Consider the following 26,688-nt stretch of genomic DNA (forward strand, 5'->3'; position numbering starts at 1 on the left):
ATGGCAAATTGGTCAGAATCGTTTTTTGAAGGCGTCGATACTTTCTTTGCCTGGTTAAGTACTTCCTTAAAGCAAACTACAGAGTCCTATATTGATTTGGAGACAGCAGATAGCCCTACTGTATTAGTTAATCATGATGGTTCATTGCTGTCGATATTAAAAATTGAAGGGATTACCGGATTGGCAGGCCCTGAAGAATTTGAACGGCTGGTTGAAGGCTTAGCTAACTCATTTCAAGCCGCTATGGGTCGGCCTGGTCATGCACTACAAGTTTATTTTAGTCATGATAAGCAAAACATAGTAAAAATGATCAAGGATATTTATGACCCTGCGGAAGCAACAGCAAACCGTCTTGAACTTAATTTAAGAGATTTGTTTGAAGAGCGGGTCAATTATTTATCACAATATTGTGCAGAGGAACGCGTTTATTTTGTTTTGTATACGAGACCATTTAATTTGGCGAGCGATCAGTTAAAAGCTGCAAACAAAGCAAAAATGAAGATGATCAAGGACACAAAGGCTCCCCCTTTTAAAAACTCACAAACGATTTTTGCGGCTGTTCCGGAAATAAGAGATACGCATGATGCTTATGTGCGCGCAATTCTTAATGATCTGGATGCCCTTAATGTGATAGCTAAGTTGCTTGAGGTACATGATGCTGTACATGCCATTCGTATGACAGGGGATCCTGATTATACTGCAGATGACTGGCGAGCAACTTTACCTGGAGACAAAATCTCTGTTCGCGAACTCAATAATTTTGAGGGAGACCCTTCTGATTTATTATGGCCGCCGTTATCCAAGCAGGTTTTACCAAGAGATGCAGAGATTATTGATTTACGCACTGTCCGAGTAGGGGATAAAATTTATGCTTCGACCTATATTGATTTGTTCCCCAAGGACGTAAGGCCGTTTATTAGTTTATTTTCTCGTATTCTTCCTTCACATGTACCATGGAAAATTTCTTTTTTGCTGGAAAGCGAAGGATTAAGCACAATTAAATTGAAGGGGCTATTGGCTGCTATATTAAGCTTTAGCTCTGCACAGAATCGTTTAATTAGCGACTCCGTCAATCTGTTGAAATATATACAACTCAATACGGATGAGGCTATTGTCAGGCTACGTGTCGTTGCAACAACCTGGGCCCCTGAAGGCAATATACCCTTATTGAGACGAAGAAGTTCTGAGCTAGTAAAGGCTATTGAAGGTTGGGGTTCTACTGATGTATCAGAGATTTGTGGGGACCCGTTTGCAGGCTTTGTGTCAAGCATGCTAGCTACTACTTTGAACAGTTCAGCTGTGGCATCGGTAGCTCCTTTATCAGATGTTATCTCAATGCTGCCTATTACAAGGCCAGCATCTCCCTGGAAAACAGGAGCTCTGCTTTTTAGAACGCCAGATGGTAAACCGTGGCCATTTCAACCAGGCTCAACGGAACAAACTACCTGGATTGATCTGGTTTACGCTCGTCCTGGTTCTGGTAAATCTGTGTTGTCAAATGCGCTGAATTTAGCTCTTTGTCTCTCTGGTGGTCTAATGCGTTTGCCGCGCATAGCAATTATTGACATAGGTCCCTCAAGCAGTGGTTTGATTTCATTGCTAAAAGAGGCTCTCCCTGCATCCAAGCGTCACTTGGTAGCTTATCATAGATTAAGGATGACTCCAGATTATTCCATTAATCCGTTTGATACCCAATTGGGCTGTCGTTATCCAACTGCTTTGGAGCGGTCATTCCTGGTTAATTTCATGACCTTGTTAACTACACCATTAGGAGCTGCAAAGCCATATGACGGAATGGCCGATTTGGCAGGTATGGTAGTAGATGAATTATATAAAAGCCTGGCTGATGAATTTAACCCGACTCCTTATGCGCCAGGAATAGAGGAATTTATCGATAGTATTCTGGAGGAAATAGGTTTTGTCCGAGATGCCAAGTCCACTTGGTGGGAAGTTACTGACGCACTCTATTCAGCAGGTTTTGTCCATGAAGCGATGTTGGCGCAACGATATGCAATGCCATTATTAGCAGACGCTGCTTCTATCTGTAGAACACCATCAATTGAGGATTTGTATGAAAAGATTACTGCTCCAACTGGCGAATCACTAATTAATGCTTTTTCAAGAATGATTTCATCCGCTGTTCGTGAATATCCTATTTTATCACGTGTCACTAGCTTTGATATCGGTGACGCAAGGGTAGTCTCTCTTGATTTGGATGAGGTAGCGAAAAGCGGTGGTGATGCGGCTGATAGACAAACAGCAGTGATGTATATGTTAGCCAGATATGTGTTGGCAAGGCACTATTATTTAACAGAAGAAAGTTTGAATAATGTACCAGAACAATATAAAGAGTATCACAAACAGAGAGTATTGGAGATTCGAGAAGATCATAAGCGTATTGTTTATGATGAATTCCATCGCACGGCAAAATCGTCTGCTGTCCGTGAGCAAGTTATTATTGACATGCGTGAAGGCCGAAAATGGAAAGTGCAAATTTCCTTATTATCACAAGCAGTGGATGACTTTGATCCGGTAATGATTGATTTTGCTACCGCTATTTATGTTATGGACGCAGGGCCATCTCAGGCCGTCGAGAAAACCAGTCAAATTTTTGGACTTTCTGAAACAGCCAAGATCGCTTTACGTACTCGAGTTCATGGTCCCAGACAAGGTGGGGCTACTTTCCTTGCTCAATTTGCTACTAAAACAGGAATTAACGTACAATTATTGACCTTAACATTGGGGCCGGTAGAATTATGGGCATTTAGTACTACTGCAGAAGATGCGACAGTAAGGAATCTTTTGTATAGGCATCTGGGACCAAGTGAAGCTCGACGACTTTTAGCCGCACTGTTCCCGAATGGTACGGTAACTAAGGAATTGGAGGCTCGCCTGGCAAGTATGAAGCAAAAAGTTGGATTAATTGAAGACGAAGAGAGAGAGGGGATGATTAACCAATTGGTGAATGATATTCTTGATGCTTATTCAAAAGATCCCAACGTGAAAAGCTTGCCTGCAAAAGTGGGTTGAAGCGGGTAAGGTTTTTATTAGTATGTCCCTATGCTCTTATTTTCCGGGTAATAATGCTTGGATATTTTCTGCTTAATAGATTTCGATCAAATTGTATTCTTGCTTATTCAATTGAGAGAGATAGCGATTGATATCAATCTAATGTCTTAAATAAGTTCTTTTTGATAACTTTCACGAATAGAAATAGTTATTGGTATTACGATAAGAGTCCACAGGAATAAGTACCAGGCTGGAGCCATTTTATTGTTACTTAATTCAATCAATGTAAAAGCTACCAAAGGCATGGTCCCGCCAAACAAAGCCTGGCCAATGTTATAGGATATGGAAATTCCACTTGCTCGTACACTGGTTGGAAACATTTCTGCAATAATAGTGGGTACTGTCGCATTAATTGGGGCTAAAACTATCGCCAGTAATAATTCGCAGCATAATGCTTTCCACCAACTGCCACTTAATAAGAGCCAAAAAAATGGGAAGATTAGTATGCAAAGAGAAAATAAACCTATTAAAAAAATAGGCTTACGTCCTACTACATCAGAAAGAAATCCCATCAGTGGTATTAAAACTGTCAAAAGAGCAAGCGCAATTAAATTGATTAATAATGCATCTTTTAAGAGAAAATACTCAGATTTGACTAAAAAGGTTGTGACATAGGCGATAAGTACATAATTAGCCATGGCAAGAATACTAGTAATTATTACAGATAAAAACAATTGCTGTTTAAATCGCGTGAATACCACTTTTGCAGGAAGTTCGGTAGTATGCTTATCCTTAAGAAATGTGGGTGATTCAACGCTTTTAATACGCAAATAAATGCCCAAAATTCCTAAAATCCCCCCTAGCAGATACGCATACCGCCATCCCCAATTTAATAGAGAATCACCTGTAAATAATGTGCTGAATATTGATGCTGTAAGCGCTCCTATAAAAATACCTAAAAAAGCGCTACTTAACACCAGGCTTCCAGCAAGTCCTCGCCTATTTTGAAACATATGCTCAATCAAGTAGGTGGTCGAACCAGGAAGTTCACCTCCTACTGCAAGCCCCTGAATAAGTCTTAAAACAGAAAATAAAATGGGGGCGATAATTCCCCAAGAATTAAAATCAGGTAATACCGCAATTAATGCGGTAGAAATGGTCATTACTGACATAGACAGTATTAATGCTTTCCGCCTTCCAACATGATCAGCATAGTGCCCAAGCAAAAGCCCACCAATTGGGCGCATAATGAACCCTATAGCAAACAAGCTAAATGTTGCTATAAGTGAAACAAAATGGATTTTTGAAGGGAAAAAGATTTCAGCAAAAACAGGGGCAAAACTGGCATAGAGTAAAAAATCATACCACTCCAAAGCATTTCCATATAATCCAGCAATAATACTGTGTTTGGTATTTTGCTTCATAATTATGCAATATGATCGTTCAAATTAAACCCATTTAGAATTCCTGGAGTAAAAGGGTTAATTTGGTTGTTTGTTTTTAATAAATACCGGCCGGAGTTGCTGTTCACCTCAAAAAGTATTTGGAGGCTGGAACTATCTTGCTCATCCACAAGAACATTAACTTTTTCAAGTAATTTAAATATTGCCCAGGTTCCATATTCTGTGAGCTCGTAATGATTCCCTTCAATAGAATCAAGAGTCAGTTTAGCGTTGTTTTGGGGCCAAGTGAAACGAATTAATGAATCACTGGTTTGGTTGTCCATTAATTTGGTCCCGCCAATTTCAAGGACTAGATTAGAAACTACGGGATCCAGAGAGATCTTTTGCAAGCTAAAATCAATTTTACTTTCATCACTGTGATCAGGAAAAAACATATTAGTAATGATATTGGCGCGGATTAATTCATCAATCACTTCATTTGAAATAGGTAAGATAAAATCATTGACGGCTTTGGGCTTCCATTCTGGAGATGAAGTATCAAGAAATGGTTTAATGTATTGTTCAGAGTAAGTGTTCAATAGGCCATGAGTTGAGAAAAAGCGATTAAAATCTGCAATATCTATTTCTGCAGTTTGTGAAGAATCAAAAGGATAACGCTGTGCAATAGAATTTTGGAACTCTCTATAAACGGTTTTTTGCCATTGATTATTAATGTATTGACGACTATCTCTAATCAGTATAACCCAGGCATCACCAGCTATTTGCCTTGTCCATGAACTTAATGGTTCAGGTAATTGTCGTGCCTGGCTATAAAGCAAACTGACAGGGTCAGAGGAATTTTCATTGATAAAGCGCGAGCGTGTAATGGTAAATGCCGTTTTACCTCCATCGTTTACAACAGATAAAGTTGCAATAAATCGTTCTAATTCAGAAATTCTAAAATCCAATTCCTTTATGCTGGATAAAGTTGTTAAATTTAAATCAGTAAATTGATTGCCAATGAATTGGTTAAAGGTGGATATGCCTTCAGTTAAATCCGGTTTTGTTTCTTGCTGAATAAGATTTGCGAACTTATAAAACGAATTGGATTGTTGTATTAGTTTTGTTAATTGACGACCTTGCTGATAATCCTGATAACGTAATGGTTGGGATTTCTTCATGAATGTTTGCCACCAGGTGACGTAATCAAAGCAATAAGCCTGAATAAGCATATTGTGTAATTGAGACAAATCCTGTCTCGCAAGTACCCAGTTTTCTGATTGAAGAGTACTTGTAATTTTAGGTAATTCGTTAATGATTTTTGTAAATCCGGTTTTAGTAAAATAGGTTGGCACTTCATCGGTGGGTAAAGTAAACCCTTCGATTACTATTTTTTGTTTTTCCTGAGGGAAATATTCTTTGGCAATGGAGTAATATAAATAACTTGTTGGAAGCGCATTAAGATAATTCCTCGCATCACTGATTATTTGTGATTTGATGGGTATATTTTGAGGAGGGTTATCAAGGGTTTGTTTTAAAAGAGCCAATTGTTTTTGAGTAGTTCCTGATGCATGTCCTTGCCATTGTTGTTGAAACCAATCCAGGATGGGTTGCGCTGAAAAATATTTTACTTGTCCTAACATTAAATAAATTTTTAAAGCTTTATAACGAGTGATAGGTGTGTTGCCAGGATTTGTAATGACTTGTTCTAACTCATTGGCTAAAGAAGGAAGAAACTCACCTTGTAAACGATTTTGAGTATTGTTTTGAAGATTTAATTTTAATTGGTGCACAGTTGGGAGCGATATGGAGTTCGATGTAATGTTATTCATTTTATTTGCGGCTTGCGATAAATGATACAACGCCTGTGCACCGCTAGTCCCCTGATTATTCAGAGCTTCATAAGCAAGCAATTCTTTGCTGGCTTCATCAAGGATATGAGATGTTTTGTAGTGATTATAACTTAGAGTTAATAAACTAAGCCCTGCCAAACTTACTGCAACAGCAATAAATGGCCTTTGAGAAAATTTTGTTACCTGTGGTAACTGAGTACATTGCTCCTGGATTGTTTTCAGAGCGCCTTCTACAAAATAGGATCTGAAATTGGTTGCTTGTGGGAAAGTATCCTGAACAACCAAGGCGTATTCATGCTGAATTTTCTTGTTGAGTCTGTCTATACTAACTCCGCCTTGCTGAGCACTCGTGAAAAAAATGGAGTGAACATGGAATAATTTTGGCGAAATTCCCTGAATTAATGATTGAATGGGGGCTCTCAAACTGGCTAATTGCATAGGAAACTCACGGATCAAACTACGTTTGATAGTGGAGCGTACCGGGTGCATTTTATTGATAACTTGCTGTCCCAAAGCTTCAATTAATTGATTGAATTGAAGGGAATACGTTTCAATTTTTTTACTTGGTTGGTTTACACAATCGAGAGAAAAACCAAGTGGTTTGGATAGATCATTGACATGATCCATTTGATAAAATTCAGAAAAACCAGCCAGGGTATCCATCTTGGTGAATATTAAAGCTAATTCTGCCTGATATCCCAGATTAACGCCTAACCGTTGAAGAAGTTGCAAATGGGATTTTTTTTGTTCAGTAAATTGTGCTGGTTCAGCGATCAATAAATCATTGACATCCACGCATAAAATCAGTCCTGTAATTTTGAGATGACGATTGCATTTGTTTAATTGTTTAAGTGTTGTAAGCAATAATGTTTTGCTATTAGTAAGCCAATTTTCACCAAGTTCTACTATGATTCCTTTTTGATTAAAATACAGTTTGGCATGCTCTTCGCTGAACACAGGCATTTCTTCCATATTACTTTGTTTTAACAGTGCCGATTTGCCTTGGGCATTTTTTCCGGTGATGACAATAAAAGATAATTGATTAACTTGTGGTTTTAGTTGAGAGAGAATTTTTTTTATAGCATCACATAATGCGCGTAATGAATTGTCCATTAGTTTTCCAGCATAGCAAGTTGGGTATGTCCAAATAAAACGGTTTTCGCTTTGTTTTCTAATAAAACATGGCTAGTAACGAAAGCCAGAATTACAATACCTACAGCAACAATAGTTGTTATCCATGTTGTTTTATAATTTTTTTTAATAGTTTTGGGAAGAGGATTCTCATTAAACAAGCGATGTGGTTTATTAAAACGGTATTTTTGAATGATTTGATATAAATCTTCAATAGTATTATCAAGAGATTGTCGTCCGTCTGCTTTCAGATGGTATTCACCTTCAAAGCCGGCAATCAGGCAAAAATAGGTTAATTCAATTAAATCGAGAAATTGGTTGGGTCTCTCTTTAATGTAGTTCAGTATCTCAAAAAAACGCTGTTGAGGTTGTGCCCCATCACTTGACAGAGGAGTGAATGATTTGAATTCTGTCGTCAGGTTATAGACCCTTAGATAACTTTTACCTAATATTTCATCAATGGTTGCTGATAATAGGTATTGAGCAATGCTAATAATATCCAACGGATATTTAGAGGCGTCTAATTTGCTATGAAAGGCACGTAATTCATGCTGTATATTTTCTCTTATATCTTCTACTGGAGGTAAAGAAGGGCTTAAACAAAGTCTTTCCAATAAAGACAGTAATGGACCTGCTGCTGCCACTAAAATATTTGTAGAAAATGGGGCAATAAATAATTTAGAGCGATAATATCCACTTGGAACCAGCGCAGGCTCTGTGAGTGCAAGACGATTGACAAGTGAGGACGGGTATTGCTCAGTTGTCATGATATTACTCCATGAGATTTATTTACGCATTAGACCTTTAGTATCATTTTTGTCTTTTGCGTGATTGCCAGTTGATTAGTAAGTATTTCTAAAATTCTCATTTATTCTATAGGTAAAACCTGCTTCTAGAAATACTTGTCCTTGTTCTAACATCAAATCCATAAATCCTACAAGAAAAGATCCATTTACTCTAATCAAAAAGCTTCAATTAAAAAGAAGATGATACGTTATATACGGCTCTTTGTTCAAGTTAGTCAAGCAGAGATTGCATTAATGTTTAAAATGGCGTATTCCTGTAAAAATCATCGCTATTTTATGTTGGTCGGCGCAAGATATGATTTGTTCGTCTCTGATAGAACCGCCTGGCTGAATAATTGCTGATATACCAGCCTTCGCAGCTATTTCAACAGTATCAGGGAAAGGGATAAATGCGTCTGATGCCATAACTGAGCCATTGGGATCAAACCCCATTTGCTCTGCTTGCCACAAACCAATACGAGCGCTCATTACTCGACTGGTTTGCCCTCCTCCAATTCCTATAGTGGCCAAATCTTTAGCGTATACAATGGCATTGGATTTGACATGCTTGGCTGCTAACCAGGCGAACATTAAATTTTGTAGTTGGTGATCAGTGGGTTTTATCTGGGTCACGGTTTGCAGCTCACAAGATTCCAGAGAAAGAGAATCATGTTCTTGTACTAATAGACCACCATCGACTTTTTTCATATTTAATCTAAAATGGGTACCTTGTTGCCAAAAGCCGGTTAGAAGAACACGAATATTCTCTTTGGTTGCCAGAATTTTTTTTGCTTCTTCATTGACATCAGGTGCAATAATCACTTCAACAAATTGCTTTTCAAGTATTGCTTTGGCGGTATCGCTATCCAGAGTCCCATTGAAAGCAATAATCCCTCCGTAAGCAGATATGGGATCACTTTGAAAGGCTTTTAGATAAGCATCAAGTGACGTGTCAGATAGCGCAATGCCACAAGGGTTGGTATGCTTTACAATGACGCAAACCGATTTTTCATTGGAAAATGACTTAACACAATCGAGAGCAGCATCGGCATCAAGGATATTATTATAGGATAACTGTTTTCCCTGTAATAGGGTTGCTGTACCCAGAGAACCTGGATGTGAATTTTTATCAGCATAAAAAATAGCTTGTTGATGAGGATTTTCACCGTAACGAAGCTCGGTAATTTTATTAAATTGGCAGGTTAGTACATCGGGAAATCCAGTTGGCACATAATCATTACCCAAAGTGGTCAAATAATTTGCAATTGCGGCATCGTAGGCTGCAGTATGGGCAAATGCTTTTTTAGCTAATGTAAAACTCCAATGCGAAGGAGCCTTCTCATCTTGTAAATAATGAATCAATTTTGGGTAATCATTAGGATCAACGATGACATAAGTATGGGCATGATTTTTAGCTGCTGCCCTTACCATCGTTGGTCCACCAATGTCAATGTTTTCAATGGCCTTATTAAAATCACAGTCCGGGTGGTTAATTACTTGTTCAAAGGGATATAAATTGACAATAAGTAAATCAATAGGTTTTATCCCATGCTGTTTTAAAACGGGGCCGTCTTGTTCTCCACGGGCTAATAAACCGGCATGAATAGCTGGATGAAGGGTTTTGACTCTTCCATCCATTATTTCGGGAAACCCAGTGCAATCACTGACATCGGTAACTGGTAGTCGATGTTCTCTTAATATGGCAGCTGTGTTACCTGTGGCTATCAATTCCACTCCACGGCCATGTAAGGCCTGACCGAGTTCTCTTATTCCTCTTTTATCAGAAACACTCAGCAGTGCTCGACGTGGCTTGAAAGAAGAGTAAATTTGTTTTTTCGCCATTTACATATCTCTTAGTGATATCGTTATTATTTGCTGGTAAAAACCAGCAATGCCCATCCCTCATAATATTCGGTTGAAGTATGAGTGAATGCGGAATCATAAGCTTCAATTAGTAAAGGGGCTTGTTCTTCCAGGATCCCTGAAGTTACCAAATGCGCGCCTGATGGGAGCAATTGATGAAAACGTTCCTTTAAACTGATTAATGGGGCCAACAAAATATTTGCGATAATTAAATGCACAGGATTTTGCAATGCTTCCGGAGAGCTGATAGAGAGTTGGCTCTCAGTGATATGGTTGGCATGTGCATTACTTTGAGTGGCTTGTAAGGCTTGATTATCTATGTCAACAGCATAGACATGTTTAGCTCCTAACTTGATAGCCGCGAGTGAGAGTATTCCTGAACCACAACCATAATCTATTATTGATTTATTTTTTAAATCAGCCTGCTCCAGCCAAGTTAGGCATAGGGAGGTTGTCGCATGTGTGCCTGTACCAAATGCTAACCCAGGATCTAATATTAAATTAACCGCATCAGGTTCCGGGGGAGGGAGCCAAGTAGGGCAGACCCATAAGCGGTTACCAAAACGTTGAGGTCGAAAATCATCCATCCAGGCTCTTTCCCAATTTTTATCAGCGAGCAGTTCCAAACTGCAATGCAGAGATGGTCTTTTAGCAACTAATTGTTCTCTTGCGTATTGCGCCTCTTCTGCTTGGGCAAATAGGGCATGAATGATTACTTCAGGCCATAAAGGCGTTGTCCCTGGCTCTGGTTCAAGAACGGGGTTGTCATTTTTGTCCGTGAGTGTGATGGACAAGGCGCCGCATTCTTCGAGTTCCTCGGTTATTTCTTCAATCTTGTCATTAGGACAATGTTCTATTTTCAGTTGAAACCACACGCTATGAATCCTTGAGCATTTTTTCTAGATAGTGAATGTTTGTGCCACCTTCTATAAAAGATTTGTCATGAAGAATACGTTGGTGTAATTCAATATTGGTCTTAATGCCATCAATAATGATTTCATCAAGAGCATTACGCATTCTGGCAATGGCTTCTGCTCTTGTTGCCCCATAACTTATCAATTTTCCTATCATGGAATCGTAATTAGGCGGAACAACATAGCTGCTGTAGATGTGGGAATCAAAACGAATGCCTGGACCTCCTGGTTGGTGAAGTAATTTTATGGTTCCAGGGGAAGGCATAAAATTCCTCGGATCTTCTGCATTGATTCGGCATTCAATAGCATGGCCACGTAATTTAATATCTTTTTGGGTTAATGTCAGAGGAATATCGCTGGCAATTTTGATTTGTTCCTTAATTAAATCAATACCAGTGATCATTTCAGTTACTGGATGCTCAACCTGAATACGCGTATTCATTTCGATGAAATAAAAACAACCATCTTGAAATAAAAATTCAAAGGTTCCAGCACCTCGGTATTGTAACTCTTTGCAAGCTTTAATCACTGACGCGCCAATTTCTTCTCTTAATTCAGGAGTGATTCCTGGAGCCGGGGCTTCTTCTACGACTTTTTGATGTCGTCTTTGCATCGAACAATCACGCTCGCCTAAATGAATAGCATGCCCTTTCCCATCACCAAGGACTTGGAATTCAACATGGCGAGGATTTTCCAGAAATTTTTCCATGTAAACTATCGGGTTATTGAAAGCGGCTTTTGCTTCGCTTCGGGTTAACGCAATAGCACTAAGTAAATTCGATTCGCTATGCACGACTCTCATGCCACGTCCACCACCACCGCCGGCTGCTTTGATAATGATTGGATAACCAATTTTTCGCGCCAACTCCAGATTTTTGTTGTCGTCATCTCCTAAAGGACCGTCTGAACCGGGAACACAGGGTACTCCTGCCGCTTTCATGGCAGCAATCGCGGAAACTTTATCCCCCATAAGACGGATGGAGTCACCACGTGGGCCAATAAAACGAAAACCACTTTGCTCAACAATATCTGCAAAATCGGCATTTTCTGATAAAAATCCATAACCTGGATGTATTGCTACGGCATCCGTAATTTCTGCCGCAGATATAATTGCGGGGATATTAAGATAGCTTTTTTGGGCAGGCGCAGGCCCTATGCATACTGTTTCATCAGCAAGGCGAACGTGCAATAAATCTTTGTCTACATCAGAGTGAACAGCAACAGTCTGAATGCCAAGTTCTTTACAAGCACGCAATATACGAAGCGCAATTTCGCCTCTATTAGCAATAACTATTTTACTGAGCATAAACAGACCTCTCTATTCTATAATAAACAAGGCCTGGTCATATTCAACGGGATCCCCGTTTTTTACCAAGATTTCAACAATTTTCCCAGCACGATCGGCTTCAATTTCATTGAACATTTTCATTGCTTCAATAATGCATAGAGTATCTCCCGCTTTAACAGATTGTCCCACTGTTACAAAAGGTGGGCTGTCTGGCGATGGTGCTGTGTACATCGTACCAACCATTGGTGAGCGAATTTTATGGCCCGAAGAGGTTGAGGTAACTTGTTTATTTTCAACCACATGAGGTTCTGCGGCAGAATTATTGGAGGAAGGAATGGGGGCGGTTTGCTTTGCAGTGGGAGGAGCCACATAATGAATTTGCGGAGCTGCTTCTGCTACTATATTACTATGCCGACTTAGTCTTAATGACTCTTCTCCTTCTTTGATTTCAATCTCTGAAATCCCAGTTTCTTCCAAGAGCTCGATGAGTTTTCTGATTTTTCTGATATCCATTTGTTCTTTCTCTCTACTTTAATTCTTTGATAATTGCTTGTAAGGCCAGTGAATACCCTTGCGCCCCCAAGCCGCTAATGACACCAACGGCAATATCTGAGAAATAGGAATGGTGGCGAAAAGTTTCACGGGAAAAAATGTTACTTAAATGAACCTCAATAAATGGGATAGCAACAGCACTTAAAGCATCTCTAAGTGCAATGCTTGTATGAGTAAATGCTGCAGGATTTATGATAATGTAATTGATTTTATCAATTCCAGCCTGATGGACGGCTTGAATTAACTCTGCTTCAGCATTGCTTTGAAAGCAGCTAAGTTGAATTCCTGCATTGCCAGCTTCCTGGATTAAATCACCATTGATTTGAGTTAACGAAGTATGGCCGTAAAAGGATGGTTCTCGGGAACCTAAAAGGTTTAAATTCGGGCCATGTAATACTAGAATTTTTTTCATTACATATCAGTATAGTTTGAGATTTGCAGATTTTGCCTGAACTTTATGAACATGTCCATATATCTGCGAGGATATCGGCAAGATCTCGGCAAGTTTAGCAAGAAATTTTATATTTAGTGAAAAGCAATAGGCTCTGCTTCAAGGGTGTCCTGATTTTAGGATTATGCTATTGTTATTTATTTCTTGAGCCAGGAAGAGCTTGTGTCTAAAACGTTTATAACCGATGTCACCTTGCGTGATGCTCATCAATGTTTAATCGCGACAAGAATGCGTACTGAAGATATGTTGCCAATCTGTAATAAAATGGATGAGGTTGGATTTTGGGCTATGGAAGTCTGGGGAGGAGCCACTTTCGATGCCTGTTTGCGATTTTTAAAGGAAGATCCCTGGTCCAGATTACGTCAACTTCGCCAGGCGTTACCTAACACCCAACTCTCCATGTTATTAAGAGGTCAAAACTTGTTGGGTTATAGGAATTATGCAGATGATGTAGTCCAAGCATTTGTTAAACTGGCCGTAAATAATGGAGTGGATGTATTTCGTGTGTTTGATGCCTTAAACGATGCGCGAAACCTTAAAGTCGCCATAGACGTTATTAAATCACATAAAAAGCACGCTCAGGGAGCGATTTGTTACACGACCAGCCCGGTTCACACATTGGACAACTTTTTGGAACTAGGGAAAAAATTGGCCGCAATGGGATGTGATAGTATCGCTATCAAAGATATGGCGGGCTTGCTAACCCCTGCGGTGACTGTCAAATTATATACCGGTTTGAAACAAGCCACTGGATTACCTGTTCATTTACATAGTCATTCTACTTCTGGCTTGGCAAGTATATGCCATTATGAAGCTGTTCTAGCCGGTTGTAATCACATTGATACAGCGATTTCATCCTTTTCAGGCGGGGCATCTCATCCGCCTACAGAAGCTTTGGTCGCTGCATTGACAAACACAAAGTTTGACACGGAATTGGATTTAAATATTTTATTAGAAATAGATGATTATTTTAAATCGGTTCGTAAGAAGTATTCTCAATTTGAGAGCGAGGCACAGAATATTGACCCTCGTGTTCAATTGTACCAGGTGCCAGGTGGCATGATCTCAAATCTATATAATCAGTTAAAGGAACAGAGTGCGCTAGACAAGATGGATGCGGTTCACAAGGAAATCCCTCGTGTCCGTAAGGACTTAGGTTATCCACCTTTGGTTACGCCAACATCTCAAGTTGTTGGAACCCAAGCTGTTATTAATGTTCTAACGGGAGAACGGTATAAAACAATAACCAATGAAGTGAAACTCTACTGTCAGGGGAAATATGGTACTCCCCCTGGCAAAATTAGTCCTACTTTAAGGAAAAAAGCGATTGGGCGAACAGAAGTGATTGAAGTAAGGCCTGCTGATTTATTACCTAATGAATTAGAGCAATTGCAAAATGAAATAAGTGATTTGGCTCTAAGTGACGAAGACGTTCTTCTTTATGCGATGTTTCCTGAGATTGGACGTCAATTTTTAGAACAGCGTAAAAATAATCAATTAATCCCGGAGCCTTTATTGGCTCAATCAAGTGAACCAGATAATTCTGCCATGTCTGAGTTTGACATTATTCTTCATGGTGAAAGTTATCATGTAAAAGTAGCAGGTTATGGAATGGCTGAGCATGGTCATCAATCCTGTTTCTTGTGGGTTGATGGTGTTCCTGAAGAAGTCGTTGTGCAACGCTCCGAACTCCATGACAAAGTAGAGCATTACTCAGTTAATAACAAAATAGGACCAGGGGATATTACTGTAGCCATCCCCGGTTCTATTATTGCAGTTCATGTTTCTGCCGGGGATGAAGTAAAGGCCGGGCAGGTTGTGCTGGTTATTGAAGCGATGAAAATGGAGACAGAAATAAAAGCACCTGTGAATGGAGTGGTTACAGAGGTATTGTGTCAAAAAGGGGATAAGGTGACTCCAGAACAAGTATTAATCAGAATGGCAGTGAGTTAAAAGGTAGTCCAGCGCATTATTTTTCACTGTTCACTTTTACCTAGTTCAAACGTCATTTAATAGTCTTGTTTTTAAACAACAAGAGCAATTAATGACTTTTTGGGTTTAAAAACAATTGCTTTATTATTTAATTAGATTAAAATTACGCCACTTAGGTCAATTTTTTTTGGAAATTATTATAGTAAAGCCCAAGTCCATCAGTCTGTGGCTTTTTCAAAATGTCGGATAAACTCAAGTTTTGCATTGGAGCAAAATTAGTATTTTCAAAAATAATAAATTTGTGCTAGTTTGGAAAAGTTTGGAAAAGAGTTCTTGCATTTTGAAAATGGTAGTTGGTTATATGCCTAGAAATATTAGGATACTATCCAAATGGTTGAATTAAAAAAGGAAAATACTTTTTTATTATCTTAAGTATTATCCTAATTTGGATCATCCTTAATTTTGCAGTTGAGTATTAGTTAACGCTAAAAAATTAACTGAAAAATTATAGGGGAATATAACAAACCTGGGCACTCCAGGAAGAGTTGCTGTATGAGAATTTAGTTTAAGGAGTTAGAATCAATGCACCCAAATTATTATTTGTCACCTTTAGCTGTAGCTATAGCATTAGGGATTGCCTCACCTGTAAAGGCAGCCGATCCAATCCCTTTAAAAAAGTCGTCTTTTTCTGAAGTCACACAAAAATTTCAGTTGGCTTTGCCTGGTGTTATGAAAGGTGCTGTAGTTTCAACGAATAGTTTGCAGTTTATAAGACAGCATACTGATGGGAATAAAGTGACACATGTTCGTATGCAGCAACAGTACGCTGGGTTTCCAGTTTTTGGTGGTTATGCCATCCTGCACAGTAAGAATGCCACTCCTAGTCTAGTGACAGCGAAATCTGATGTGAAAATGAACGGCGTGATTTATGATGGGTTGCAAGCAGAATTAGGTCAGCCTAAACCTTCATTTGTGAAAAATGCCTCTTTGGCATTACAACAATTTAAAGATAAATACGCGAATAAACAAGTTAGTGAAGATCAAGTAACCCCAATGATTTATATTGATGAAAAACATCAAGCTCATTGGGCTTACAAAGTCAGCGTTTTAGTTATCCATGATGATAGAATTCCTGAGCGGCTAACAGCAATTATTGATGCAGAAACCAATAAGCCTTTTGTCCAATGGGATGATGTAAAAACAGAGAAAGTTCAAGCAAAAGGGATGGGATTCGGTGGAAATCGTAAAATTGGTGAATATCAATTTGGCAAGGACTTGCCCTTATTAGAAATCACACGTGATTCCAGTGTTGAAATGTGCTTTATGGAAAATACCGATGTTAAAGTAGTAGACATGGGACATAAGTACTATTCAAATAACAAACCTATGCAATTTACTTGTAAAGAGACTCCCGATACTCAATCTACTAAAACTTATTATACCGGATATTCGGCTGATGGTTATGATAGAGATAATGGAGCCGCTTCTCCTACCAATGATGCATTGTATGCTGGTTATGTCATTAAACACATGTACCATGATTGGTATGGTGTGGAAGCCTTAACCAAATCAGATGGATCGCCAATGCAATTAGTTATGCGAGTGCATTATGGTCAAGGCTATGAAAATGCCTACTGGGACGGCAAACAAATGACCTTTGGTGATGGTGACACCATGATGTATCCTTTGGTTTCTCTAGGTGTAGGTGGTCATGAAGTCAGTCATGGGTTCACTGAACAACATTCTGGACTTGAGTATTTCGGTCAGTCTGGTGGTATGAATGAATCGTTTTCAGATATGGCTGCCCAGGCTGCTGAATATTATTCAGTTGGAAAAAACAGCTGGCAAATTGGCCCGGAAATAATGAAAGAAGACAGCGGTTATGAGGCATTGCGTTATATGGACAAACCAAGCCGTGATGGTATGTCTATTGATGTAGCTGATGATTATTATGGTGGCTTAGATGTTCACTACTCCAGTGGAGTGTATAACCATTTATTCTACATATTAGCCAATCAACCTAACTGGAACCTGCGTATGGCTTTTGATGTCATGGTGAAAGCCAATATGGATTACTGGACACCTTATTCAACATTTGATGAGGGTGGCTGTGGTATGCTGAGTGCTGCCAAAGATTTAGGCTATAATCTGGATGATGTTAAGAAATCATTGAGTGAAGTAACTATAAATTATCAATCTTGTTATGTTGATTAATTCATTGTATTGACTGATAAAATTTAGCCAGAAGTTGACTTATGACTTCTGGCTTTTCCATATGAATATGGTGCCCACCATCTAACCTCTCAACTTTAATATTTTTTACAGCTTGAATCCTTGCTTTCATCTTGTCTGAATCAAACGAAAATCCTTTACTCGCCCAAATAAGGTAAGTTTGCGCTTTTATTTCTGTCAGACACGAAAGAACTTGCGTTTCAGTCATTTGTAATGGAGATGGGGCTAATAGCCTGCGATCGTGTCTCCAATAATATAGACCATTTTCTTGTTGAATTCCGCGTTCGCAAAGTGACTTGGCAATATCCAGAGAGACATATCCTTTAACAGAACGGGCAAGAGCAGCATGTTCAAACTTATTATAGCCTTTTGCTTTTTTTGATTGTTTTTGTGATAGATAATCCAAGTATTTTGTCAGTTGTTGACATGCCGTTTCTGCCGGGTGAGAAAAAGGGCCTAACCCTTCGATTAAGCTTAATGAAAGAAACCGATCCGGTGCAACCCCTGCTACAAGACTGCCTAGGCAGGCTCCCATAGAGTGTCCAAGCAAGTGGAGCTTATTTAATCCCAAGGCATTAATGATTTCAACAACCGTGAATATTCCATCAGTAAAATGATAAATGCATCCTGGGGGTAAGTGTGAAGAATGGCCGTGTCCAGGCAGATCTACTGCTATAAAATAGTAATCATCCTGTAACTGTTTGGCGATATCATCAAAACTATTAGCATTATCTAACCAACCGTGCAAGGCAACAATGGGTGGGTTATCAGAATTCCCCCATACTTTGCATGCTATAGAGAGTCCTGGGATATTTAAAATCTTCGTTTTCATCCATTTTCTTTGGTTTGTAGGTAATGGTTATAGCTTATTACTTTATATGCCGGTATGTAAATTCAGTTTTTAAAATAGTCAGGATTTGCAAAAAAACAATATCTTCGTTAAAAAATATTTTTAACTCGGTCATTTAGTTTGTATGAACTCCTCCATTAAAAACATTTTTTCCTTGATCTTGGGGTTTCTTCGCAAGTCCTGATAGTAATTGAAAAAATCAAAGATCAATAAAGTAAGTCGATTATTGCGTTGACTTGTAACAATCCATAAAAGATTACAAAATAAGATGGCTTTACGGGTTTTGTGGAGAAGGGCCAATATTATGATAAATAAAAATAATCCTGAGTCCGAGCTCATCAGTTTAAAGACTAATTCTTTTCAAAATGTGGGTTATAATTATATTGCAATGCAATACATTAATCCTATTACCATTATACTGATTATAGAAACCTAAATGAGAGATAGAGTATCTATGCAACCTGAGGTGCGCAGCGTATCGCTGATAACATATAATATTCATAAAGGTTTTGGAGTAGGTGCAGTAAGGTTTTTGCTTCCAGAAATGCGTGATGCTATCACTGGATTAAATCCGGACTTTGTTTTTTTACAAGAAGTACAAGGTAAACATAGAAAACGCGAAAAAAGAATTGTCAGTTGGCCTGATTCCCCTCAATGTGAGTACATTGCTGAGAATATATGGCCACATTACGTTTATGCAAAGAATGCAGTATATCAATCTGGCCATCACGGAAATGCTATTTTAAGCAAATACCCATTCGAGAGTTTCGAAAGTATCAATCTTTCAAACATGAACAGAGCATCAAGAGGCATACTGCATACCCAATTAAAATTGGATAATAATATCATCCATCTTTTATGTGTTCATTTAGGTCTATTTAAGGCGGAGCGTACTGAACAATGTAAGGCATTGATACAGCGTATCAGAGATGTTGTTCCTCAAAATGAGCCTTTGATCATGGCAGGAGATTTTAATGATTGGCGACATGTTATTTCTAAAATTCTTGCTGAAAATTTAGGGATTGAAGAAGCTTTTGTCGCGCTTGAAGGACAACATGCCCGTTCATTTCCTGCAATAAGACCTGCTTTGTGTGTCGACAGGGTGTATTTTCGCGGAATGAAAGTTCAGGAGGTTGCTTGTTTACAGGGCAAACCTTGGCGGATGTTATCTGATCATTTACCTTTGTACGCACGCTTTGAATTATTATGATTGTAAGAGAGCAGCCCCCTGCCTGGAACGTTCGTATTTGGTTCATCTTGAAGAAAATAATCCTTCAAAATCCTCATATAGTCATCTATGCTGTGCTTTTTTAGAATTGTATTTATACAACGTAAGCTAAAATAAAGCCATTAGAGAATATTCTAACATGAGGGCACTGACCTATTACTTATGATTAAAATTAAAGCGACAGTCTTCCTGGTCGAGAGAAGATTCTGTCGCTATTGCAATTTTACTCCATGCTGTTTTGGTATTCACCCAAACAAGCCATACTGTTTAAGCGGGCTCTCTTAATTAAAGCCTCTTGCGCTTTGGCGATATTGGCTTTATTTCCAGACCATTCCTTTAAGCAATCCTCTTGTAATGCTCTTCCAAATGAAAAACTTAATAACCAGGGTTGGTGGCCAATTTGATTGATTGCATTCAGATTAGCAGTAGCCTGTTGGGGCGTTTGACCACCAGAGAGAAAGTTAATGGTAGGCACTGACGCTGGAACATTATTACGAAATACACTGATGGTGTAGTCAGCCACTTCTTCGGGATCGCTAAACTGGGTAACCTCTTTACCACAGGTCACCATACTGGGTTTAAGTATAATGTGCTCTAACTCCACTTGATGGATAAACAAGGTATGAAACAGTTCATGGAGAACCATTTCACAGACTTCAGCACAATGTTCTATGCTATGGTTGCCATCCATTAATACTTCAGGCTCAACAATCGGCACGATGCCGACTGATTGACATGCTGCGGCGTAACGACCCAAATTCTCAGCCCCTGTTTTGATTGCAGTTAGGCTAGGAGTGTATTCGGAAATGGAATAAACATTTCTCCATTTTGCAAATTTTGCACCTAATTTCTTAAAATGAAGCAGGCGCTCGGTTAAACCGTCTAACCCCTGCGTAACTTTTTCATGTTCTGTATTGGCTAAATCAACAAGTCCTTTGTCTACTTTAATTCCAGGAATAATGCCTTTATTCGCAAAAAGTTCAGGAATTGGTGTTCCATGATCATCAGTTTGAGTAAATGTTTCCTCAAATAAAATGACGCCGTTGATATACTGTTCTAAATCGGGAGTGGTCGCTAGTAATAGACGATAATCTCTACGATTTTGTTCTGTATTTTCTGTATTGATTGACGCAAAGCGCTTGCCAATTGTACTGTTGCTCTCATCTGCAGCTAAAATACCTTTTCCTTCATGCAGCATTTGCTCCATGGTATTTGATAATTCTTCATAACTCATAACGTATTTATCTCCTCATTGATTGGGTGTTGACCTTGCGAAGCGGTTTGGCACCTGTTTAATTTAAATAATGGTCAGTCACACTTTGGCAAATCCGAGTTGTTTGCCGAAATAATAACACCAAATTAATAATTTTTTTGATGCAGCATTTCAGCGTGAAATGTATTTTTCACGAACAATCTGTTGCATAGAAAAACCATGCTCTTTTAAGTAGTTAAATGCTTCGTCGATCATACCTGGATTTCCACATAAATAAACCATATCGTGAGCGGGATTTAAATCAAGCTCTGGAAACGCATGTTGTACATAACCACTGTATTCATTGTCTTTCAAGTCTTGTGTTTGCACACGGCTTAAATAGGGACGAAAACTTGCTTGTGGATATTTTTTTGCAAAGGATCGAAAATCATCAGGATAGAGAATCTCTTCACTGCGTTGCACTCCTTGAAGGATGACTACCTGCAAATCAGGATGTTTCTCTATTCTTTGACCAAGCTCATTAAGCATGGCTCTATAAGGAGTGATACCAGTACTGGTCGCTACCAATATGTATCTTCCTGGAATTTCATCTCTAAAAATCAAACGCCCGAAAGGTCCATTAATATTGATCACATCGCCAGCTTTTAAATTGTAGAGTAGTTCTGTACCTGGTCCTCCTTCAAAATACCCGGCAGCAAATTCAATTCGATTGTCCTGTTGGGGTTCATTGGCAATACTATAACTACGCTTTAAGTTTTTTCCATCATGTTCAAAATGAATGGTGATAAATTGTCCAGGTAAATATTCAAAAGGGGGGGATAATTCACAGTTGAATATAAAGTGTTTTACCTTGGGAGAAATCATGAAGGATTCCTCCAGAGTGATGGGAAACGTATTTATTTGCATAAGGAATATCAACTTTTATTCTAAAATGATTAATATAGGGGAAAAATTATGCATTGCAAGAGCTAAGCGCATATAATTAACATATGAATACGATAGATTTAATCACTATATTAGGTAATATTAGCCAATCTCTTTATCCTGTGCAAAAACTTATCACAGGAGGTGCTTATATATTGGGTGTTTTATTTTTTATAACAGCAATTGGCAAGTTAAAAAAAATCGGAGATCATCGGGCCCAATCCTCTTCACAAGAAAAAATGTTTACTCCAATGATGTATTTATTAGTTGGAGCTCTTTTAATCTACTTGCCTTCAGGGATGGATCTTATGGCGAACACCGCGTTTGGTGTAGGCAATGTCTTAACTTATTCCAACTATAATCCCGCGAATATCTACAGTTCAATGGGATTTTTAATTCGCACGGCGGGTGTTCTGTGGTTTATACGTGGATGTGTACTTGTCGCTCATTCCAGTCAACCGGGCACCCAGCACGGTCTAAAAGGATTGATATTTCTTATTGCAGGCGTTCTTGCAATGAATTTTGATAATACGATTGCTATGATTAATTCCGCTTTAGATTATTTTGTTAAGGCAACTTTATCAGTAAAAGCCGCAGCAGGATTCTAGTTTTTCTGATTGGGTTGTTATAAGTCTTCTTCACCACAGATTTTCAAGTTGTTTGCTTTAGCAAAATCAATAATTGCTTGATAGACTTGTGGACTAGATTCCTTGAGTTTGGGATCAAGTAAAACGCATTTATAACCTTCGCTGTTAACGCTGGGTTGCAAAAGGGGGGAGTAATAAATTCTACTATTTTTGAAAACAGCCAAAGAACCACTCATACGCTCAGCCCAGTCGCTTGGACGAAACGTTTTGCCTTGCGGAGTAACACCTTCAATAACGATGGTTTTATTTTTTCGATTAGACATAACTCTATGCATATTAAATACAGTATGATAATTATATCATCATCATGCTGGGCGTGCAGGGAAAATTAACTATTTTATTGCAATAAATCTGTGTTCCGCTGCAGTCATTGCTAATTATTAGTCACAATTGCATGCTGTCTTTGTGACTAAGGACAAGTTTCCATAGTAGATTTAGCTCCACTTATGATAGCATGTTCTTGATTTAAAAATGAATGAGGTATGATTGCGAATGAATAAAGAACATCATTCTGGGATTTATTTGTTACCAAATTTATTAACGACTGTCAGTTTATTTGCAGCATTTTATTCAATAGTTGCTTCCACAAAGGGGCAATATGAGGCTGCTATTGTCGCTATGTTTATAGGAATGATTGCTGATAGTCTTGATGGACGGATCGCCAGGCTAACCAATACACAAACTGAATTTGGTGCTCAATACGATAGTTTATCTGATATGGTTACCTTTGGTGTAGCACCATCCTTACTGTTATATAATTTAACCCTGAATCAATTAGGAAAGTTTGGCTGGTTAGTCGCATTCATTTATACAGCGGCTGTTGCTTTGCGTTTAGCTCGATTTAATACTCAGATTGGAAAATCGGATAAGCGTTATTTTCAGGGACTCCCATGCCCACCAGGCGCGGCAGTAATGGCTTCTTTTGCCTGGATCTGTTTTCAAAATGAATGGGCAAATTTGATTGTATCTTTATTTACAGCTGTCCTGGCTTTGATTGTTTCCGTATTGATGGTGAGTAATTTACGCTATTACAGTTTTAAGGAAGTAGATTATAAGGGTAAGGTTCCATTTTTATATGTTTTAGTGATGATTCTTTTGTTTGTTGCAATTGCTGCAAATCCTGCAATAGTGCTTTTTGCAAGTTCAGGTATTTATGCTTTATCAGGCCCTATGCTTACAGTGATTTCATTGCATAAAATGAGGAAACAAAGAAGAAATATGAACAAATAACATGGATTGTGTATTTCTCAATGAATTATTATGGAAATTTGTTATCAAAACCTGTCAATATGGGATTTCTTTAGACTTGGTATCAAGTAAGGTTTTGAGATCTTAAGTTAGTTTATTGAATCACAGGTTGATCATAATAAAAGATGTTACAAGAACTGCGAGGAACATTCATGGAGAACAAGAACCTCTGTGTGTCGCAAAAAGATATGGAGCGGAGGTAAACTGCATTGATTAGTATTCTTATTCACTTTCTCCAAATCGATTATTAATTAATTCGACCAAGGCTTCATTCATACGCTCTTCATCTGGACCGTCAATTTCCAGTGTCAACTCACTACCTTTGTTAGCGGCAAGCATCATCACACCCATAATGCTTTTGCCATTAACGGTCTGAGTGTCTTTGGTTACATCAATATGGCTTTGAAATTTTGCTGCTGTTGAGACAAATTTCGCTGAGGCACGAGCATGTAAACCGAGTCTGTTGATTATCTTAATTTTGGTTTTGATCATAGCACGTACAATGTATCATGACTCCGGTATCAGGTACAGTGATTAAATAAGTGATTTTAGTAATCACTCCTGCTTTCTCAGTGCTATGGTATTATCCAAAAAACTTTTATTTGTTTTATGTCAGTTTGCATAAGCCGCTGAGAAAGCGCAGATACTAAATTAAAGTAAAAAAAGTCTGGATTTAAAATTAGATTTAATCCCTGTCTCTTTGTGCTAAAAGTTTTTCTTTATGCTTAATCAATTGTCGATTTAGTTTGTCTACTAAAGTATCAATAGCAGCATACATGTCTTCTGATTCTGAACTGGCATGTAACTCACCTTTAGTAACTAATACAGTAGCTTCTGCTATTTGCCTTACCTTTTCGACATCAAATACTACATTAATTGCTCTGATGTGATCAAAATGACGCTCAAGTTTATCAAATTTTTCTTCAGTGAATGCTCTTAGTGCAGGAGTGACATCCATACCATGTCCAGTAATGTTGATTTGCATAAAACCTCCTTTCGTTGACCGATTAATTAACTACTAATAACCTTTCTTTCATTGGATGGGGGAATCCCCATTGCTTCGCGATATTTGGCGACAGTACGTCTTGCTACTTTAATGCCTTGCTCTCCTATTAGTTGGGCAATTTTACTATCACTCAATGGTTTTTTTCTATTCTCTGCTGAAATTAATTTTTTAATTACCGCTCGGATTGCGGTGGAGGAGCATTCTCCTCCGCTATCAGTATTGACATGGCTGGAGAAGAAGTACTTTAACTCAAAAACACCGCGAGGAGTGTTAATAAACTTTTGAGTTGTCACTCTTGATACCGTTGATTCATGCATATCCAAGGCAGAAGCTATATCATTCAATATTAATGGTTTCATGGCTTCTTCACCAAATTCCAGAAATCCATGTTGGTATTCCATGATACAGGTTGCCACTTTTAGAAGGGTTTCCTGACGGCTTTGAATACTTTTTAAAAACCAACGTGCTTCTTGTAAATTATGCTTTAAGAATTGATTATCCAGACTATTGTTTGCGCGTTGGATTAAGGCGGCATATTGGCTATTGATACTCAACTTGGGAAGAATATTTTGATTCAAAAAAACTTTCCATTGATTATCTATCTTTTTAACAGTTAAGTCGGGAATCACATATTCAGTATTCTCTTGATGGATCAAACTTCCTGGTTTTGGATTTAATTTATGAATGACTTGTAATATTTCATGGATTATTTTTTCGCTTATTTGATGATTTTTCATGAGTTGTCTATAGTTATGTTGCCCTAGCAACTCAATGTCTTCAAGAATGATTTTCTTGGCAGTAGCCAAAAGCTTGGGTTCCAGTGGTAATTGTTCCAGCTGAATAACCAGTGTTTCTGCTAAATTAACAGACGCACATCCTACAGGGTCAAATAACTGCAGCCGGTGTCTCACTGCTTCTATTTCTTCTATATCCAGAGGAAAATCCTCGCTATTTAAGCTGGCGTGAATTTCAGCAACAGGTATAGTCAAAAAGCCATCATCGTTAATCGCATCAATGATTGTTGTAGCAATGACTCGATCAATATCGCTCATAGGCGTCAGGTCAAGTTGCCAGTTAAGATGGTCTTGTAAATTGGTGGTAGTGCAGTGCAGGTTGTCAAAATTATAATCATTATCATCAAAATTATTGCGCTTGTTTAAGTTGTTATACAGTTGTGACCATTGAAAATCTGAATATTCATCTTGGTTCTGATTGGTATTTATCTGGAGGTCTTCCTTTTCTTCAACAGGAGTAGCTTCAAGCAAAGGATTTGATTCAACAACAAGTTGAATTTCTTGTTGTAAATCAAAGGTAGATAATTGCAGCAGTCTTATGGCTTGTTGCAGTTGTGGGGTTAACGTGAGATGTTGACCAATACCAATCTGCAATGTCGGTTTCATTCAAATCCTCTTTGTTTTACTGTCTTTATCTATCAGTTTAAACGATCCACAAGGATTATCCAGTGTTTACGGGCGTTAATTTGAATTTAAAAGTAGCGGAATTACCCGGTTTTTTAATAAAATGAGGAGCTTGTTTTGAAATATAACAAATTGGTTTTTAAAGTGGATAATGAGAGGGGGTAAGCCCCAAAGACAGGGGCCTCTCAATTTATTTTACTTTTTTCTCTTTGAAAAGTACGTGCTTACGTACTTTAGGGTCGTACATCATTAATTCCATCTTTTCAGGATGGTTACGTGGATTTTTGGTAGTGGTTTTATAGTATCCAGTTCCTGCTGTGGATTCCATTTTCACTTTTATTGTAACAGCTGCCATGGCTTATCCCCTTGTTATATCTTTTCGCCTTTAGCTCTGATTTTATCCAGAACTGCTTTTATACCTAACTTGTCAATAATTCTCATACCCTTGGTACTTAATCTCAAGTTGACAAACCGATTTTCTTCTTCAACCCAGAATTTATGATTCTGAATGTTAGGCAGGAAGCGTCTTTTGGTTTTGTTATTAGCGTGCGACACTTTATGACCAACCATGGGTCGCTTGCCAGTTACCTGACATACTCTAGACATTGTGTTACTCCAAGATAAAAAAAATTTTAACAGCCCTTACCAATGCACTACAATAGTGCTTATTTTGGCGGGCTTTCGTTGTAAAAAATAACCAGATATGAAATACAAGAGCGGTTTTATAACAAAAAAACCCAAATATTGCAATATTTTTACTTT

The 26,688-nt window shown here is 38.3% G+C and carries 23 protein-coding genes; 6 read left to right on the forward strand and 17 right to left on the reverse strand.

The genetic code is table 11. From position 1 onward, the window contains the following. The gene (gene icmB / locus CC34_RS0104480; RefSeq protein ID WP_027228889.1) at positions 1–3,030 is read left to right on the forward strand and encodes a type IVB secretion system protein IcmB/DotO; all 3,030 of its coding nucleotides are present in this window, start codon (positions 1–3) and stop codon (positions 3,028–3,030) included. A 146-nt stretch (positions 3,031–3,176) separates the two neighbouring features. Here icmB and CC34_RS0104485 read toward each other — a convergent pair whose 3' ends face one another. From CC34_RS0104485 to aroQ, 8 genes are all read right to left on the reverse strand, one after another. Further along, on the reverse strand, positions 3,177–4,433 hold the full coding sequence (locus CC34_RS0104485; protein ID WP_027228888.1) for an MFS transporter: 1,257 nt from the start codon (positions 4,431–4,433) through the stop codon (positions 3,177–3,179). 2 nt (positions 4,434–4,435) lie between these two features. After that, on the reverse strand, positions 4,436–7,357 hold the full coding sequence (icmF, locus tag CC34_RS0104490; RefSeq protein WP_027228887.1) for a type IVB secretion system protein IcmF: 2,922 nt from the start codon (positions 7,355–7,357) through the stop codon (positions 4,436–4,438). Continuing rightward, positions 7,357–8,142 (reverse strand): type IVB secretion system protein IcmH/DotU, encoded by a 786-nt coding sequence (gene icmH / locus CC34_RS0104495; RefSeq protein WP_027228886.1) that lies wholly within the window; start codon positions 8,140–8,142, stop codon positions 7,357–7,359. Before icmH ends, icmF begins: the two co-directional genes overlap by 1 nt. Before the next feature lie 270 nt (positions 8,143–8,412). Further along, positions 8,413–10,002 (reverse strand): bifunctional phosphoribosylaminoimidazolecarboxamide formyltransferase/IMP cyclohydrolase, encoded by a 1,590-nt coding sequence (gene purH, locus CC34_RS0104500; RefSeq protein WP_028378016.1) that lies wholly within the window; start codon positions 10,000–10,002, stop codon positions 8,413–8,415. 26 nt (positions 10,003–10,028) lie between these two features. Next, positions 10,029–10,898, reverse strand: a complete 870-nt coding sequence (gene prmA, locus CC34_RS0104505) for a 50S ribosomal protein L11 methyltransferase (protein WP_027228884.1) — start codon at positions 10,896–10,898, stop codon at positions 10,029–10,031. Between the two features lies 1 nt (position 10,899). Continuing rightward, positions 10,900–12,243: an acetyl-CoA carboxylase biotin carboxylase subunit gene (gene accC, locus CC34_RS0104510; RefSeq protein WP_027223535.1), complete on the reverse strand. Its 1,344-nt coding sequence runs from the start codon at positions 12,241–12,243 to the stop codon at positions 10,900–10,902. Positions 12,244–12,255: 12 nt separating this feature from the next. Then, a complete protein-coding gene (accB, locus tag CC34_RS0104515; protein WP_027228883.1) occupies positions 12,256–12,738 on the reverse strand; it encodes an acetyl-CoA carboxylase biotin carboxyl carrier protein in 483 nt (160 codons plus the stop codon). Positions 12,739–12,751: 13 nt separating this feature from the next. Beyond that, on the reverse strand, positions 12,752–13,189 hold the full coding sequence (gene aroQ / locus CC34_RS0104520) for a type II 3-dehydroquinate dehydratase (RefSeq protein WP_027228882.1): 438 nt from the start codon (positions 13,187–13,189) through the stop codon (positions 12,752–12,754). A gap of 201 nt (positions 13,190–13,390) precedes the next feature. Here aroQ and oadA point away from each other — a divergent pair, with 201 nt between their 5' ends. Further along, entirely contained in the window at positions 13,391–15,181 is a 1,791-nt protein-coding gene (gene oadA, locus CC34_RS0104525; RefSeq protein WP_027228881.1) for a sodium-extruding oxaloacetate decarboxylase subunit alpha, read from the forward strand. 561 nt (positions 15,182–15,742) lie between these two features. Further along, positions 15,743–17,374, forward strand: a complete 1,632-nt coding sequence (proA, locus tag CC34_RS0104530) for a zinc metalloprotease ProA (RefSeq protein WP_028379197.1) — start codon at positions 15,743–15,745, stop codon at positions 17,372–17,374. 1 nt (position 17,375) lies between these two features. On the opposite strand, the gene CC34_RS0104535 is transcribed toward proA, so the two are convergent. Then, on the reverse strand, positions 17,376–18,224 hold the full coding sequence (locus tag CC34_RS0104535; protein WP_027228879.1) for an alpha/beta fold hydrolase: 849 nt from the start codon (positions 18,222–18,224) through the stop codon (positions 17,376–17,378). Positions 18,225–18,696: 472 nt separating this feature from the next. On the opposite strand from CC34_RS0104535, the gene CC34_RS0104545 reads away from it, so the two are divergent. Beyond that, positions 18,697–19,452: an endonuclease/exonuclease/phosphatase family protein gene (locus CC34_RS0104545; protein ID WP_027228878.1), complete on the forward strand. Its 756-nt coding sequence runs from the start codon at positions 18,697–18,699 to the stop codon at positions 19,450–19,452. Between the two features lie 241 nt (positions 19,453–19,693). Here CC34_RS0104545 and CC34_RS0104550 read toward each other — a convergent pair whose 3' ends face one another. Beyond that, positions 19,694–20,704, reverse strand: a complete 1,011-nt coding sequence (locus tag CC34_RS0104550) for a class I fructose-bisphosphate aldolase (RefSeq protein ID WP_027228877.1) — start codon at positions 20,702–20,704, stop codon at positions 19,694–19,696. Positions 20,705–20,854: 150 nt separating this feature from the next. Then, on the reverse strand, positions 20,855–21,589 hold the full coding sequence (locus CC34_RS0104555; RefSeq protein ID WP_028379198.1) for a ferredoxin--NADP reductase: 735 nt from the start codon (positions 21,587–21,589) through the stop codon (positions 20,855–20,857). Between the two features lie 83 nt (positions 21,590–21,672). Here CC34_RS0104555 and dotV point away from each other — a divergent pair, with 83 nt between their 5' ends. Next, a complete protein-coding gene (gene dotV / locus CC34_RS0104560) occupies positions 21,673–22,215 on the forward strand; it encodes a type IV secretion system protein DotV (protein WP_027228875.1) in 543 nt (180 codons plus the stop codon). 17 nt (positions 22,216–22,232) lie between these two features. Here dotV and CC34_RS0104565 read toward each other — a convergent pair whose 3' ends face one another. Further along, positions 22,233–22,517 carry a DUF3579 domain-containing protein gene (locus tag CC34_RS0104565; protein ID WP_027223545.1) on the reverse strand — a complete coding sequence of 95 codons (285 nt, stop codon included), beginning with the start codon at positions 22,515–22,517 and terminating at the stop codon, positions 22,233–22,235. A gap of 229 nt (positions 22,518–22,746) precedes the next feature. Between CC34_RS0104565 and pssA the strand changes: the two genes are divergently transcribed. Further along, entirely contained in the window at positions 22,747–23,484 is a 738-nt protein-coding gene (gene pssA, locus CC34_RS0104570; RefSeq protein WP_027228874.1) for a CDP-diacylglycerol--serine O-phosphatidyltransferase, read from the forward strand. Positions 23,485–23,724: 240 nt separating this feature from the next. Here the strand turns inward: pssA and CC34_RS0104575 are convergent, their stop codons facing one another. From CC34_RS0104575 to rpmB, 5 genes are all read right to left on the reverse strand, one after another. Next, positions 23,725–23,994 (reverse strand): HPr family phosphocarrier protein, encoded by a 270-nt coding sequence (locus tag CC34_RS0104575; protein ID WP_010946224.1) that lies wholly within the window; start codon positions 23,992–23,994, stop codon positions 23,725–23,727. Between the two features lie 193 nt (positions 23,995–24,187). Further along, the gene (gene hpf / locus CC34_RS0104580) at positions 24,188–24,487 is read right to left on the reverse strand and encodes a ribosome hibernation promoting factor (RefSeq protein ID WP_027223548.1); all 300 of its coding nucleotides are present in this window, start codon (positions 24,485–24,487) and stop codon (positions 24,188–24,190) included. 26 nt (positions 24,488–24,513) lie between these two features. Then, on the reverse strand, positions 24,514–25,908 hold the full coding sequence (locus CC34_RS0104585; protein WP_027228873.1) for an RNA polymerase factor sigma-54: 1,395 nt from the start codon (positions 25,906–25,908) through the stop codon (positions 24,514–24,516). 208 nt (positions 25,909–26,116) lie between these two features. Further along, positions 26,117–26,281 (reverse strand): 50S ribosomal protein L33, encoded by a 165-nt coding sequence (gene rpmG / locus CC34_RS0104590; RefSeq protein WP_003635328.1) that lies wholly within the window; start codon positions 26,279–26,281, stop codon positions 26,117–26,119. A gap of 14 nt (positions 26,282–26,295) precedes the next feature. Beyond that, positions 26,296–26,532 carry a 50S ribosomal protein L28 gene (gene rpmB, locus CC34_RS0104595; protein ID WP_027223550.1) on the reverse strand — a complete coding sequence of 79 codons (237 nt, stop codon included), beginning with the start codon at positions 26,530–26,532 and terminating at the stop codon, positions 26,296–26,298. Between the last annotated feature and the right edge of the window lie 156 nt (positions 26,533–26,688).

It is taken from the genome of Legionella pneumophila subsp. fraseri, from assembly GCF_000586315.1.
Classification (GTDB): Bacteria; Pseudomonadota; Gammaproteobacteria; order Legionellales; family Legionellaceae; genus Legionella; species Legionella pneumophila_B.

Excerpts from the sequence above, each read along its gene's own strand:
- rpmB (WP_027223550.1), bottom strand. The coding sequence starts at position 26,532 with ATGTCTAGAGTATGTCAGGTAACTGGCAAGCGACCCATGGTTGGTCAT.
- CC34_RS0104545 (WP_027228878.1), top strand. The coding sequence starts at position 18,697 with ATGCAACCTGAGGTGCGCAGCGTATCGCTGATAACATATAATATTCAT.
- rpmG (WP_003635328.1), bottom strand. The coding sequence starts at position 26,281 with ATGGCAGCTGTTACAATAAAAGTGAAAATGGAATCCACAGCAGGAACT.
- CC34_RS0104485 (WP_027228888.1), bottom strand. The coding sequence starts at position 4,433 with ATGAAGCAAAATACCAAACACAGTATTATTGCTGGATTATATGGAAAT.
- accB (WP_027228883.1), bottom strand. The coding sequence starts at position 12,738 with ATGGATATCAGAAAAATCAGAAAACTCATCGAGCTCTTGGAAGAAACT.
- CC34_RS0104575 (WP_010946224.1), bottom strand. The coding sequence starts at position 23,994 with ATGATCAAAACCAAAATTAAGATAATCAACAGACTCGGTTTACATGCT.
- icmF (WP_027228887.1), bottom strand. The coding sequence starts at position 7,357 with ATGGACAATTCATTACGCGCATTATGTGATGCTATAAAAAAAATTCTC.
- CC34_RS0104555 (WP_028379198.1), bottom strand. The coding sequence starts at position 21,589 with ATGCAAATAAATACGTTTCCCATCACTCTGGAGGAATCCTTCATGATT.
- pssA (WP_027228874.1), top strand. The coding sequence starts at position 22,747 with ATGAATAAAGAACATCATTCTGGGATTTATTTGTTACCAAATTTATTA.
- CC34_RS0104550 (WP_027228877.1), bottom strand. The coding sequence starts at position 20,704 with ATGAGTTATGAAGAATTATCAAATACCATGGAGCAAATGCTGCATGAA.
- CC34_RS0104585 (WP_027228873.1), bottom strand. The coding sequence starts at position 25,908 with ATGAAACCGACATTGCAGATTGGTATTGGTCAACATCTCACGTTAACC.
- dotV (WP_027228875.1), top strand. The coding sequence starts at position 21,673 with ATGAATACGATAGATTTAATCACTATATTAGGTAATATTAGCCAATCT.
- icmB (WP_027228889.1), top strand. The coding sequence starts at position 1 with ATGGCAAATTGGTCAGAATCGTTTTTTGAAGGCGTCGATACTTTCTTT.
- accC (WP_027223535.1), bottom strand. The coding sequence starts at position 12,243 with ATGCTCAGTAAAATAGTTATTGCTAATAGAGGCGAAATTGCGCTTCGT.
- proA (WP_028379197.1), top strand. The coding sequence starts at position 15,743 with ATGCACCCAAATTATTATTTGTCACCTTTAGCTGTAGCTATAGCATTA.
- icmH (WP_027228886.1), bottom strand. The coding sequence starts at position 8,142 with ATGACAACTGAGCAATACCCGTCCTCACTTGTCAATCGTCTTGCACTC.
- aroQ (WP_027228882.1), bottom strand. The coding sequence starts at position 13,189 with ATGAAAAAAATTCTAGTATTACATGGCCCGAATTTAAACCTTTTAGGT.
- CC34_RS0104565 (WP_027223545.1), bottom strand. The coding sequence starts at position 22,517 with ATGTCTAATCGAAAAAATAAAACCATCGTTATTGAAGGTGTTACTCCG.
- hpf (WP_027223548.1), bottom strand. The coding sequence starts at position 24,487 with ATGCAAATCAACATTACTGGACATGGTATGGATGTCACTCCTGCACTA.
- purH (WP_028378016.1), bottom strand. The coding sequence starts at position 10,002 with ATGGCGAAAAAACAAATTTACTCTTCTTTCAAGCCACGTCGAGCACTG.
- CC34_RS0104535 (WP_027228879.1), bottom strand. The coding sequence starts at position 18,224 with ATGAAAACGAAGATTTTAAATATCCCAGGACTCTCTATAGCATGCAAA.